This is a genomic window from Sinorhizobium chiapasense, from assembly GCF_036488675.1.
GTDB lineage: Bacteria > Pseudomonadota > Alphaproteobacteria > Rhizobiales > Rhizobiaceae > Sinorhizobium > Sinorhizobium chiapasense.
Genome location: NZ_CP133152.1, coordinates 1,080,943 through 1,093,397, shown reverse-complemented (window position 1 = coordinate 1,093,397; position 12,455 = coordinate 1,080,943). Strand labels below are relative to the sequence as shown.

Sequence of the window (12,455 nt, the reverse complement as noted above, 5' to 3'; positions counted from 1 at the left end):
TGAAATCATGCGGCAATTCAAAGTGCCGCAGTAGCCTTTGCGCGTCTGATGAGACGCGCGGCGCTGTAGGTCACGCGGATCTCGAGCGCAACGCCCGCAGCGCCGCAGGCAATGTAGCGAGCGGCACGATCTCCGTGAGGACCCGCAGTGAATAGGCTCCGGTCAGCATCGCCGTCGCGAGACCGAGGACAGCTGCCGGCCAGGGCGGCAGCACGAAGAGGGCGCCGAAGACCAGCGCTGACGCCGGCAGGAAGATCAGGGCGAGTTTGCGATTGGCGGCGGACCAGCGGAAGCCCGAGAGCTGCCGAACGATCGCGTAGATCAGCAGGCCGTGCCAAACATAAAGGCTGAAAAACGCTGCACCCGCGCCGACCGAACCGAACGAGCCGACCAGGAGCCACGCGAGACCGAGATGGACCACGGTTGCCGCAACCTCCACCCAGAAGAAGGCTCTTTTCGCGCCTTTGGCGAGGACGATGTAACCCATTGGCCATGCGATGACACGCAGCATCATACCGAGGCAGATCCAGCGAAGCAGGTCCACGGCGGCGTAGAACTCGGGCGAATAAAGCAGCCTTATGACCAGCGGGGCGGCGGTCAGCGTGGCAATGAGCCCAGGGCCGGCGACGAGCATGCTGACCTGCGCCTGCTCGTTGACCAGGCGGTTGCATTCGGCATCGTCCTGGGCGACGGCGGTCAAGCGCGGATAGAAGTCGGTGCCCATCGCCTGCAGAACGAAGCTGGCATAGAAGCCGCCGAGCGTCCAGGCGGCCTGGTATAGCCCCGCTGCCGCGATGCCTTCCGCCCTCATCACGATGAGGCGGATCGCATAGGCCGCACCGAGTGTCAGGAAGCCGCTGACCATGAAGACAAAGCCGAGCTTCAGGAGGGAGCCGATTTCCTCGCGAACCTGCCGCGTGGACATCGGAGGCGCGGGGAGGCGTATCTGCCTGCCAAACCGCCAGCAGATCGCGAGCGAAGCAGCGCCACCGGCGACGAGCGAAGCCACGATTCCTGACGTGCCGAACAGATAGATCAGCGGGATGCCGATCGCGGTACTGAAAAACGCTGCAAGGACATTGATGCGGGCGAGGCTGGCAATGTCTCGCATGCCTTGAATCAAGGCCATCTGGCCGTCTGCGAGCAGGCGGAAGAGGATGGCTGCGGAAAGCAGCGCGACGCCACCGGCGTAACCAGGGCGGCCGAAGGTGAAATCCGCGACCGGATAAGCGAGCGCTACGAGAAGAAGGGCGCCAAGAAGCCCCAACACCAATGATGTGCGCTTGAGCACGGTCGCCGTTCGGGCAATCCTGTCCGCGTCGCCGCTGCCGACCGCCTCCGCGATTTGGCGTACGCCGCTTGCCTGGATTCCGAGTCCGGCGAGCGAGAAAGCGATATCGGCAATGGAACTGTAGAGGCCGATCAACCCTACGCCTGCAGGACCGAGGAGCAGTGCCATTGCCTTGTTGCGGATGATGGAAAATAGCACGGTGATGACAGACGAGCCGCCGATCAGGGCGGTCGACTTGAGGATCTGGCTGTAGCTCGGGCCACGGTGAGGGCTGGCACGCGCTTCCATTGGCGTTACTCACTTCCCATGGCCTGTCAGCTCTCAGGGACTTTCGACCATTGACCGACGTAGAGGAGGCGACGGACGACTGTCTCCACGCCCGTCTGCCAGGCGGGCAAGCGCCGGCCGAATGTTTTCTCGAACTTGTCGGTGCAAAGGCGCGAGTCCTGTGGGCGCCGGGCCCTTGTCGGGTAGTCGGCGCTGGCAATGTCCCGCACGGCTGCGGACGGGCCGCCATTTGCGCGGCTGACGGCAAGAATGTGCCTCGCGAAGCCCGACCAGTTGGTCTCGCCTGTTCCCGCAAGGTGATAGAGGCCAAAGCGATCGTTCTGCGGCTGCGTGGCGATCTCGAGTATGGCGGTCGCCAGGTCCAGTGCCGAAGTCGGATTACCGTATTGGTCGGAGACGACCGTGAGGGTATCCCGGCTTTCGGCAAGCCTCAGCATCGTTTTGACGAAGTTGTTGCCGAAAGGACTGTAAACCCAGCTTGTCCGCAGGATGATGTGACGGGGCGTTATGCTTGCCACCGCCCGTTCACCTTCGAGCTTGGTGGCGCCGTAGAAAGTGCGAGGGACTGTCTCATCATCTTCCCTGCGCGGACGGCGGTCATTGCCGGAAAAGACGTAGTCGGTCGACAGATGGATGACGGGTACGCCGAGCTTTGCCGCTGCCTCGGCAACACACGCGGCACCCACCACGTTGACGGCGTGAGCGAGCGCAGGCTCGTCCTCTGCACGATCGACGGCCGTATAGGCGGCGGCCGAGATGACCACGTCAGGTCTTGCTGCAACGATCGCCTCTCGCATCGGTATCGGCTGCGTGAGGTCGAATTCGGGACGGCCGATGGCGACCAGTTCGACGTCGCGCAGTGGAGCCGCACGCTCGATCAGGCTGCTTGCGAGCTGGCCGGTCGTGCCGGTGACGAGCACTTTCATCGCGCCGCCACCGACTTGCCGAGGCGCTCGCCCCGATAGCTGCGCTCGCGGATCGGCTGCCACCACCAACCGTTATCCAGATACCAGTCGATCGTCCGCGCCAGTCCCGTTTCGAAGCTTTCCCTTGGCCGCCAGCCGAGTTCACGCTCGATTTTGGCCGTATCCATGGCGTAACGCCGGTCGTGACCTGGACGATCGTCCACGAATGCGATGAGGTCGCGATAGCTCTTCCGGCTTCGGCGTGGTCTCTTGCGGTCGAGAATATCGCATATCGTCTCTACGACGGCGAGATTGGTCCGTTCTGAGCCTCCGCCGATATTGTAGCTTTCGCCGGTCGCGCCCTTGGCAGCAACGAGCTCCAGCGCTCGCGCGTGGTCGTCGACATACAACCAATCGCGGACATTGGCGCCGGTGCCGTAGACCGGCAGGGGCTTTTCCTCCAGTGCGTTGAGAATGATCAGGGGCACCAGCTTCTCCGGGAAGTGAAACGGACCGTAATTGTTCGAGCAGTTGGTGATCACGACCGGGAGGCCAAAGGTGTGGTGCCAGGCGCGGACAAGATGATCGGATGCTGCCTTCGAGGCGGAATAGGGCGAGGATGGAGCATAGGGCGTGTCTTCGTCAAATGTGCTGTCATCAAAGGGAAGATCGCCGAATACCTCGTCAGTGGACACGTGATGAAAGCGGAACCGTTCGGCCGCCGTTTCGGGAAGGTTGCGCCAGAATTTCATCGCGGCCTGAAGCAGCCTGAAAGTGCCGAGGATATTGGCCTCGATAAATGAGCCGGGTCCATCGATCGACCGGTCGACATGTGTCTCTGCTGCAAGATGCATGATGCGGTCGATCTTTTCGGCACGCAGGATGCCAGCCACGGTCCCCTCGTCGCAGATGTCGCCCCGGATGAAGCAGTAGTTCGGAAAGTTCTCGATTTGCCGGAGCGAGGCCGGATTGCCGGCATAGGTGAGCTTGTCGAGGTTGAATACGCGGTTGTCTGGATCGGCCACAAGATGCCGGCAAAGCGCGGAACCGATGAACCCGGCGCCGCCGGTGACGAGGATGTTCATGGACGCTCTGTCCTCGCAGCGAAGTCGAACAGTTCGGCCTGTCTGAGCTGTGGAGCCGTGCGATCCTTCTCAGACAGCTGAATTTGCGCGGTGGGCAGCGGCCAGGCTATGGCGATGTCGGGGTCGTCGAAACGGATCGCGCGATCATGGGCGGGCGAATAGGGGTTCGTGACCTTGTAGATCACCTCCGTGTCCGGTTCGAGTGTCAGAAAGCCGTGCGCAAAACCCTTGGGAACCAGCAGCTGATTCCATCGGCGGGCGGATATCTCGATCGCGACCCATTTCGCGAAGGTGGGCGAGCCCTGACGGATATCGACTGCGACGTCGAAAATGGCACCTTTCACCACCCTTACGAGCTTGTCCTGCGCGTAGGGCGGAAGCTGATAGTGAAGGCCCCGCAGGACGCCTCGCGAAGCGGAATAGGAGTGGTTGTCCTGGACAAAATGAAGCGCGATGCCGTGGTCGGCGAATTGCTGTGCGTTCCAGGTTTCGGAAAAGAACCCGCGGTCGTCTCCTATCCTGCGCGGCAGGATCTCCAGGACCCCGTCAAGGTCGAGCTTTCTGACCTCCAGGCTCATGCGACATGCTCCTCCACGAGGCGGCGGAGATAGGAGCCGTAGGCAGTTCTCCCGAGCAGGCTGGCACGCCTCAGGACGTCCTCGGGGTCGAGCCAGCCCGCATCGAGCGCGATTTCTTCCGGACAGGCAATCTGGACGCCCTGACGGCGTTCGACCGTTCGCACGAAGGACGAGGCGTCATGCAGGCTGTCATAGGTGCCGGTGTCGAGCCAGGCATAGCCGCGTCCGAGCTGGCAGACATGCAGCTGTTCCTGTGCGAGATAGATGTTGTTGACCGTGGTGATCTCGAGTTCACCTCGCGCCGAGGGCTCGATCGACGTGGCAATGTCCACGACGTCGTTGTCATAGAAATAGAGGCCGGTCACCGCCCAGTTGGATTTCGGCCTTGCAGGCTTCTCCTCGATCGTCTTGGCCTTGCCGGTCCTTTGGTCGAAGGTGACGACGCCGTAGCGTTCCGGATCGTCGACGCGATAGGCAAACACGGAGGCGCCCGTTTCACGGGATGCAGCCTGGCGGCAGACATTCGGGAGGCCGTTGCCGAAGAAGATATTGTCGCCGAGGATCATCGCGACATTGCCATTGCCGATGAACTCGCGGCCGATGATGAAGGCCTCGGCGAGTCCATTGGGATGCGGCTGTTCGGCATAGGAGAGGCTGAGCCCGAAGGCGGAACCGTCGCCGAGGAGCGCCTCGAAGCAGGGCAGGTCGCGCGGTGTGGAGATGATGAGGATCTCCCGGATGCCGGTGAGCATCAACACGCTCAGCGGATAATAAACCATTGGCTTGTCGTAGATCGGCAGGATCTGCTTGGAGACCGCAATGGTGAGCGGGTAGAGCCGGGTGCCGTTTCCTCCCGCCAATATGATCCCCTTCATTTTGTCTTTCCCCCGTGTCGATTGCGCGGAGCGGCGGTCGGCCGTGACGGAAGTGAGATCTCGTCGATCATTGGCTGGCCTGACTCGGTTTCGGGTCGGCTGAACGAGACGAGAGCACAGGCTGGTCGGACGTTGTCGGCATCCGTCGAAGGACGACCTTGATAACGTCTCCGGGCATCAGCGCTGTCGTTTCGGACGCCGGAAACTCGTCGATTTTGCCGTCGCCTCGCCGGATAATCGTGAAGGAGACTGCCTCTCCGGCGCGCTGAGCGGAGTCCTCGGTAGCAGAGAGCTTGTCGATCAACAACCTCTCCGTGGTGGCACGCTTCAGTTTCAGTTGTTCGAGCGTCGCTTGTTCCGATTGCAGTTCGGTAGCGATTTCCGCCTGACGATTGTCATAAAGCCCCTCGAGGTTCCGTGTCGCTTCGCTGATATCCTGCCGCGCCCGCATGATGGCGGTCACGAAATCCAGGCGATTAGCGCGATCGTTTGCAAGTTCACGCTCCAGGTCCGACTGTCGCGATGCGACGGCGACGCCCCGTTCGACGAGGGTTCTCACGCCTGTGAGCTCCCGCTCGGCTGCCTCTATGTTGGCTTCCGCGGCTTTCACCTTTTCTTCGAGGACCCGGATTTCCTGGTTGAGGAGATCGCGCAGTTCCGCGAAGGACTTCGATTGCCGGGCGAGCACGTTTGCACGTGTCGAAAAGATGATCCGTTCCTGGTCTTGGACTGCCGCGACAAGTGCAGGGTCGGCGTTCAAGGGTCGGGCGAAGGCTATTTCCTTCGCACCCGACATTTCCGCCTGCAGTCGCGCGATCCTCACGTTGCTGCGCAGCTGCCCGTTGTCTATCCCTCGCAACTCGCCGACAAGCGTTATATTGTCCTGCGACGGCTCGGAGCCCGTCTCGCGGAGCTCGCCGCCACCCATGGCCAAGGCCTGCAACGCGGTGAGCCCAGGGCGGAACTTATATTCTCCCGGTGTCGTCACGTCTCCGACGACATAGACTGGCGGGTATTCGACGACCTCGACGGTCGTCTCCGGCGCTTCCACCAGCCCGATCTTGCTTTGCAGGCGCTTGGCGATTTCGGCAGCAAGTCCAGCCTTGTCGAGATTGCCGACGGTCACGGTTCCGATGACGGGCACCGAGATGGCACCCGCTTCGGAAACAACGAATTCGCCGCCGAGCGCCCAAGGCACATATTCGCCCTTGGTAGGCATCCACTGCATGATCGTCAGGTGAATTTTCGTTCTCGGCGCAAGTTCTGGCGCATCGGCCCAGGCTGGTGTCGATACGGCGCCGACGACGGCGAGCGCAGCCGCAAAGGAACCGTTTCTGAGGAAAATGCGGCAAGTGCGGCAGGGTGCACTCATGTGTTTCTCCAACCCGCAAAGCAGTGTCTTCGTCGTACCGTCGAACCGAGAAGTTCTTGACCGACAAGCTTTTCGCCACCTGAATCGCGTAACGCGCATGTCTGCAGGATTCCGACGCTGCAACAGCAAGTGTGCAAAATTTCCGAATATTTGAAAGAGGAAGCGCCGTGGGTCGGCTTCATCAATATTGGTGAAGCAGTGCAGCGGTCGATTCATCCGAAACGAAGGGGCGTTGTTATCGTGCGCCCTTGTCCGACGTTTGGATGATGCGAGCAAAGTAAAGGCAGAAGAGTATTGTTGACCCTATCAATAGATGGAGGGCGATCGTCACATTGAACTAGTTCCTTCGGATAGGGCAGGCGGAACGAGATTTTGTTGCGGGGCGCCCTTCTAGGCATGCCTCAGCCCTTTTGCGCCGTCGCGACCGCGCGCGGCGTGGGCTAAGGTCGTTTGCCTGTAGCAGACATGCGGTTTGTTCTTCTCGGCAAGGACCCTGCCGATCAACGCATTCCGCGGAGGGGGACATGCATTGATGAGCAGGAGTAATTACGATGGAGTTGGCATAGGGAGAGAGCCCGACACCGTGCGCCGGCGCGAGCTACAACGCGTCATCCTGATCATAGCCAATGCCGGGACAATCTCGGAGAGGCTGATCCAAGCTCTCGAAAGAGAGTTTCCATGGGTCGTTGTCGAACAGGTCGAGGATGTCGGTTCGGCTTTCAACGTCTTTTCCCATCCCGTGTCGCTTATCCTCCTCGACGTCGCGCTGATAAACGAAGCTGAAGAAAAATCGACCGAACTCCTCCATGCCCACCCTCAGTCTCTTACCGCCGTCATCGAGCCGCATGACCAGAACTTGGACGCATCCCGTATCAAGGTCCCGGAATCACCGTTGGTCCGCAGTGTCCTTCCGATGAACCTCAGACTCGATCTATGGTTGTCGGTGATCAGGCTGATGCTTTGCGGCGGCGAGTATCTTCCACCCGGATTGATCCTGCAGGCGAGGAAGAATGGCCATAGCGCGGCCCTGCCATCTGGAAATGGCGGTATATCGCCTCGGCCTCGAAGCGATGAGGCACGTTTCTCGGAGTTGACCGCTCGCGAACTGCAGATTCTTGAAATGGTCTCCCGCGGACTGCAAAACAAACTGATTGCCGCGGAGTTTCGCCTGTCCGAACATACGGTGAAGATTCATCTGCACAACATCATTACAAAACTGGGCGCGCACAACAGAACGGAAGCGGCGGCGCGATTTCGAAGTTTGAAAGAGCGCCACTGACCGCTGACCGCCCCCTTGCTGACGGTGATGCGATGCATCCGAACGGCGGGGCCAGCATCGGCCGCGAATGACAGCGCTAAAACGGTTGGCCGGACCGCGCGAAAGACGCCAGCTGGCGACCATAAGCCTCCGGGGCCGAGGGCCAGCTTCTGAGGCTGCCCTTTCCGCTCGAAGTGGAAGCCTTTCCGCAGCCTTTCCTGATCCAGATCCTCCCCGTTGTCACGCTCGATCGCATGATGCGCTAGACCTCGTCCGCCGATTGAGAACTTGAGTAATGCATGCTACTGTCGGCGAAAATATTATTTTTGATCAAAAGTTAGTTGTTGATTTATCTTTTCCTCCGCGAAGGCGCAGTACGATGTCCGTCGATCATTTTGATATGAAATGTGTTTCTCGGTTCGGGATTGCTCTTGCTTTTCTATGTGCGGGGACAGCGTCCGCCGACGTCGAAAACGAGAAAGCCTTTCCAACTGCCATGGGTTTTGGAAGTACCGCGGTTGGCTGGCGCTCCGGCAAGATCATCCACGTTACCAATCTTAACGACGCCGGGCCAGGTTCGTTGCGCGCCTGCGTCTCGGAGAGTGACGAGCCTCGCGTCTGCGTCTTCGATGTCAGCGGCACGATCTTTGTCGACAATGCCATCTTTGTGCGACCCAACGTTTACGTCGCTGGCCAGACCGCACCCGGGCAGGGTGTGCAACTTCGCCTTCGCGAAGCCCAGCTCACGCCGCTGATCGTCAAGAACAGCCACGATGTTGTGTTGCGTTTCCTGAAGTTCCGCCCCGGCCCGAGCTCTCGACCGGCGACGAATGTCTCCGGATTGCTGATCGAGAACAGTTATCGCGTCATCGCGGATCATGTCTCAATCCAGTTCGCCACCGATCAAAACTTCAGCGTTCACTTCGAACAAGGCTCGACTCACGACGTCACGCTTCAAAACAGCATCGTCAGCTGGGGCCTTGATCGTGCCAACCACAAGAAGGGGAGGCACTCGAAGGGAGCGTTGATATGCTCCGGTGTGAAGACCGGCGGCGAATGTGGCCGCGTCAGTGTGATCCAGAATATTTTCGCTCATAACCGAGACAGAAATCCGGACATCAGTGGAACGGACCTCGGGCCGATCGATATCGCCAGCAACGTGTTTTACAACCCTATTACTCAGTTTGGCGAGTTTTATGACCGCTACGCGTCGACCACCATCCGCTATGTCAACAATCTGGCTGTATTCGGTCCGGCGACGAAAAGGAAAGAAGCGCCCATAGTCGAGACTTTCAACCTCACCGACCATGCGGTCACGGTTGAAGCCGGCCGCAACATGATGTTGGACAATGGCAGCGATAAGCCGCGGCCGGCCAATATCAAGTTGGCAGAGGGACAACTGCGTACCGTAGACGGGATAGCCGATATCGCTATGCCAGTCCCGGCCGAGAGGCTCGTTGAATACCTTTCGCCCCGTGTCGGAGCGGGCGGGCGCGTGGGCACCGTCAAGGACGCTCTCGATGAGCAGCTGCTGGCGTCGGTACGAGATCGTACGGGCACCGTGATCAACGGTCCGGACCAGGTCGGTGGATGGCCGGAACTGCCCGAGCTTGGTGCTGAGCCGGATTCCGACCAGGACGGTATGCCGGACCAGTGGGAGGAGAGCCGTCCGGGGCTGGACAAGACGAACGGGAACGACGCTTGGGCCGACCGCGACGAGGACGGCTGGTCCAATATAGAAGAATACCTGAGCGTATTGGCGGGTGATTGATATTTGAGGCGAGGGTGATTGGATCACGGTCTGCCAGTTCCCGCCCGTCCTCCGCGCGATTATCATGAGCGGGCAACTCTCAGATTGAACTGTTGACGGCAAGCGGATCTTTGCCCCCAAAGCTTCGACGCTCCGTGAATGTGGTGCAACGCTTGGGCACACACGTAGCCGGTTGTTGCCGCACATGTTGTTAACGACTGAGACGGTGTCGAGACGAAATCGCTTTGAAGCGCCTTTAGTATGATTCTTGCGGATTTGTGAGGGGCGAGATGCTATTTAATTCATTTGAATTTTTTATATTATATTTGCCAATCGTACTCATCGTATTCTTTGCGCTTGGCCGACGTTATCCAAACGCTGCATCACTCTTCGTCGGCCTTGCATCTCTTTTCTTTATTTCTGTCTGGGAGATAAGTTATGCCGTAATCCTTTCGCTTTCGATTTTGTTTAACTACGCCGCGGCATACGTGATTTCCGTTCAGGATGCGCCATTTCGAAGAAAAATTGCTCTTTCGGCAGCCATAACAGTAAATCTCGTTATAATATTCCTCTACAAATATCTAGATTTCTCCGTCGACACGTTGAATTATCTGTCAGGATCGCATCTGGAGCATTGGGAGCTTGTTCTCCCGCTTGGAATTTCATTCTACACTTTTACGCAAACGGCTTTTCTTGTTGACACGTACCGCAAGGAAGTAAGGGACCTGAATTTCGTCAGGTATCTGCTCTTCGTAACCTACTTTCCGCATCTTGTTGCCGGTCCAATCCTCCATCATGGCAGCATAATTCCCCAGTTCGCCAAGGATGCTACATATCGCGTTCAGTGGGACAACATAGCGACCGGCTTCATGTACTTCACGATTGGCCTGGCCAAGAAGGTCATATTAGCCGACACGTTTGCACTATACGCAACGCCGGTGTTCACCGCAGCAGATTCCGGGCAGGATGTTGCCGCGGTCGCCGCCTGGACTGGCGCGCTGGCCTATACCTTCCAGATCTATTTCGATTTTTCGGGATACTCTGATATGGCCGTTGGCCTTGCCAAGATGATGAATGTCGACATCCCTTATAATTTCAACTCACCCTACAAGGCGACCTCGATCATTGATTTCTGGCGCCGCTGGCACATGAGCCTCTCCGCCTTCCTGAGGGATTACGTCTATATTCCGCTCGGGGGGAGCAAGCGTGGCTCCCGCTACGTAAACCTCATGACCACGATGCTCATTGGTGGGCTTTGGCACGGTGCAAGCTGGACATTTGTTGTCTGGGGCGGTCTGCACGGATTGTATCTCGTCGTCAATCATCGGTTTTCTGCGGGCGGCGCTGCTGTCTGCCACGGGGTCGTCGAGAAGATGAGCGCGCGTCTTCTCACTTTTCTGGTGGTGATCCTTGCTTGGGTGTTCTTCCGAAGTGAGACCTTTTCGGGAGCAGCGACCATACTTTCGGCAATGCTGGTTGATGTCTTTCACGAACCTGTGGCCGACGCGCCGGCGACGCTGATCAGGATGTTCGGCGATGCTGAGGCGCCGTGGCGCATCGCTGCCATCCTCTCGGTCGGCCTTGTCATCACCTGGTTCGCCCCAAACTCGCAGGAGATCGTTCGCGCTCCCGTCTTGGAGCGTCTCGTGTCCTTTCCCGTCGTTGGGTCTGCTCTCGTCTTCGTGATGACCCTTCTCGTCATCAACACGTCACGTGGAGTTTCCGAATTCATCTACTTCAATTTTTGAGGCCCGAGATGGTCAGAAACGTACTTCAGTTGTTCGCTGGTATCTTGTTCGGCCTGCTGGCCCTCGAGGGCCTTTGCCGTGTACTGCCTGTCATGTCGGGTTGGGAAAATCCGCCCGTGACCGCAGACCATCCTTTCATCCGCAACCAGCCGTTTAACGAGTACGTCTTCTCGCAGGGGTGGGATTTGAGGGGCGTCGTGCGGGGGCGCTTCAACTCGCTCGGCTTCTCAAGCCCCGAACCGGAAAGAGACACCAAACTGGTTATCATCGGGGACAGCTTCGTCGAAGCGTCCATGCTGAATTTTGACGAGCGGTTGGCTCCGCTCATCAATAAGAAACAGAGCGACCTCAGGGCCACGTCCCTCGGGCGCGCTGGCGCGGACATTCCGGACTATATCGTGACCGCGAATTGGGTTCAGCGCCATCTGAAGTCGTCGTTCATCGTGTTCGTGATTACCGACGGAGATCTTCTCGACAGTCTTCGTCCGAAGCGCCGGGGATACTGGTTCAGCAGGGAGCCCGACGGCAGCTTGGCGCTCCGCAGGGACACAGAGTCCGGCCTCCGCAACGCGCTGCTCAAGAGTCGGTTCGCCTCATATGTCCTCTATAATCTGAAGTTCGGTCCTTCGATGATCTTCTCCGGTTCACGCCGAGGAGAGGAGGCCGCTTTGCAGTCTGAACCGGAAAGTGGCGCGCTGGAGAACGCTGTCGAGAGATTTCTGGACGAAATCGCCGCCTTGCAGAGAAGCGGGATCAAAGTCGTTTTGGCGTTCGATGCTGAACGAGGGGCAATATATACTGGCAGAGGCAAGTTGCACACGAAGGAGTTCGACCTGCTTGCCGGCCGCGCGGCGACGCAAGGCATAGCGATCTGCGACCTGTCATCCGCTTTTGCCACCAAATATGCCCTTTCCCGGCAGCCATTCGACTTTGTGAATGGCGAGGGCCACTGGAACGCCCTGGGCTCATCGGTCGTGGCAGATGCCGTTCTCGGCACGGTCAAATCTTTGAAGGTGCAGGGGAACGAGGTCTCCGCCCGCGTCCCGGATAGAAGCTGGATTGGATCTGCGGATGACCCCGGTAAGAGACAGTAGGTGTCGTCCCCGCTCGAGTGCCGAACACGCGTAAAATCATAGGTCTGTGGCGGGGATTCATCGCCCATGCCGAGTGAGCCGAGGGGGCACTGACCCTTTTGCCAATGCCTTTCCGCCTGCAGGAAGCAAAGAACATTCTCGGTGAAAGGGTGCCCTCGACGGATGGTTACCTCAACGTCAAGGGTGCCGTGTCCAATATCTTCCAAAGGTT

10 protein-coding genes are annotated in these 12,455 nt (G+C 58.9%); 4 read left to right on the top strand and 6 right to left on the bottom strand.

Annotated features, from left to right (window positions below; genetic code table 11):
• Positions 1–70 precede the first annotated feature (70 nt).
• The 6 genes from RB548_RS29710 to RB548_RS29685 all read right to left on the bottom strand — a co-directional run bounded on the left by RB548_RS29710 (position 71) and on the right by RB548_RS29685 (position 6,394).
• On the bottom strand, positions 71–1,579 hold the full coding sequence (locus RB548_RS29710; protein ID WP_331375979.1) for an O-antigen translocase: 1,509 nt from the start codon (positions 1,577–1,579) through the stop codon (positions 71–73).
• A 26-nt stretch (positions 1,580–1,605) separates the two neighbouring features.
• Positions 1,606–2,505 carry a dTDP-4-dehydrorhamnose reductase gene (rfbD, locus tag RB548_RS29705; RefSeq protein WP_331375978.1) on the bottom strand — a complete coding sequence of 300 codons (900 nt, stop codon included), beginning with the start codon at positions 2,503–2,505 and terminating at the stop codon, positions 1,606–1,608.
• Positions 2,502–3,569 carry a dTDP-glucose 4,6-dehydratase gene (rfbB, locus tag RB548_RS29700; RefSeq protein ID WP_331375976.1) on the bottom strand — a complete coding sequence of 356 codons (1,068 nt, stop codon included), beginning with the start codon at positions 3,567–3,569 and terminating at the stop codon, positions 2,502–2,504. The genes rfbD and rfbB overlap by 4 nt, the downstream gene beginning before the upstream one ends.
• Positions 3,566–4,147 carry a dTDP-4-dehydrorhamnose 3,5-epimerase gene (gene rfbC, locus RB548_RS29695; RefSeq protein WP_331375975.1) on the bottom strand — a complete coding sequence of 194 codons (582 nt, stop codon included), beginning with the start codon at positions 4,145–4,147 and terminating at the stop codon, positions 3,566–3,568. Before rfbC ends, rfbB begins: the two co-directional genes overlap by 4 nt.
• The gene (rfbA, locus tag RB548_RS29690) at positions 4,144–5,022 is read right to left on the bottom strand and encodes a glucose-1-phosphate thymidylyltransferase RfbA (RefSeq protein WP_331375974.1); all 879 of its coding nucleotides are present in this window, start codon (positions 5,020–5,022) and stop codon (positions 4,144–4,146) included. Before rfbA ends, rfbC begins: the two co-directional genes overlap by 4 nt.
• 67 nt (positions 5,023–5,089) lie before the next feature.
• On the bottom strand, positions 5,090–6,394 hold the full coding sequence (locus tag RB548_RS29685) for a polysaccharide biosynthesis/export family protein (RefSeq protein ID WP_331375973.1): 1,305 nt from the start codon (positions 6,392–6,394) through the stop codon (positions 5,090–5,092).
• A 532-nt stretch (positions 6,395–6,926) separates the two neighbouring features.
• Here RB548_RS29685 and RB548_RS29680 point away from each other — a divergent pair.
• From RB548_RS29680 to RB548_RS29665, 4 genes are all read left to right on the top strand, one after another.
• A complete protein-coding gene (locus tag RB548_RS29680; RefSeq protein ID WP_331377151.1) occupies positions 6,927–7,673 on the top strand; it encodes a response regulator transcription factor in 747 nt (248 codons plus the stop codon).
• Between the two features lie 358 nt (positions 7,674–8,031).
• On the top strand, positions 8,032–9,423 hold the full coding sequence (locus tag RB548_RS29675; RefSeq protein WP_331375972.1) for a hypothetical protein: 1,392 nt from the start codon (positions 8,032–8,034) through the stop codon (positions 9,421–9,423).
• Positions 9,424–9,692: 269 nt separating this feature from the next.
• Entirely contained in the window at positions 9,693–11,150 is a 1,458-nt protein-coding gene (locus RB548_RS29670) for an MBOAT family O-acyltransferase (RefSeq protein ID WP_331375971.1), read from the top strand.
• 44 nt (positions 11,151–11,194) lie between these two features.
• On the top strand, positions 11,195–12,244 hold the full coding sequence (locus RB548_RS29665) for a hypothetical protein (protein WP_331375970.1): 1,050 nt from the start codon (positions 11,195–11,197) through the stop codon (positions 12,242–12,244).
• Positions 12,245–12,455 lie beyond the last annotated feature (211 nt).

What these genes read in the sequence shown, in the direction of transcription:
- rfbB (WP_331375976.1), bottom strand. Translation starts at nt 3,569, where the DNA reads ATGAACATCCTCGTCACCGGCGGCGCCGGGTTCATCGGTTCCGCGCTT.
- RB548_RS29710 (WP_331375979.1), bottom strand. Translation starts at nt 1,579, where the DNA reads ATGGAAGCGCGTGCCAGCCCTCACCGTGGCCCGAGCTACAGCCAGATC.
- RB548_RS29680 (WP_331377151.1), top strand. Translation starts at nt 6,927, where the DNA reads ATGAGCAGGAGTAATTACGATGGAGTTGGCATAGGGAGAGAGCCCGAC.
- RB548_RS29670 (WP_331375971.1), top strand. Translation starts at nt 9,693, where the DNA reads ATGCTATTTAATTCATTTGAATTTTTTATATTATATTTGCCAATCGTA.
- RB548_RS29675 (WP_331375972.1), top strand. Translation starts at nt 8,032, where the DNA reads ATGTCCGTCGATCATTTTGATATGAAATGTGTTTCTCGGTTCGGGATT.
- RB548_RS29685 (WP_331375973.1), bottom strand. Translation starts at nt 6,394, where the DNA reads ATGAGTGCACCCTGCCGCACTTGCCGCATTTTCCTCAGAAACGGTTCC.
- rfbC (WP_331375975.1), bottom strand. Translation starts at nt 4,147, where the DNA reads ATGAGCCTGGAGGTCAGAAAGCTCGACCTTGACGGGGTCCTGGAGATC.
- rfbD (WP_331375978.1), bottom strand. Translation starts at nt 2,505, where the DNA reads ATGAAAGTGCTCGTCACCGGCACGACCGGCCAGCTCGCAAGCAGCCTG.
- rfbA (WP_331375974.1), bottom strand. Translation starts at nt 5,022, where the DNA reads ATGAAGGGGATCATATTGGCGGGAGGAAACGGCACCCGGCTCTACCCG.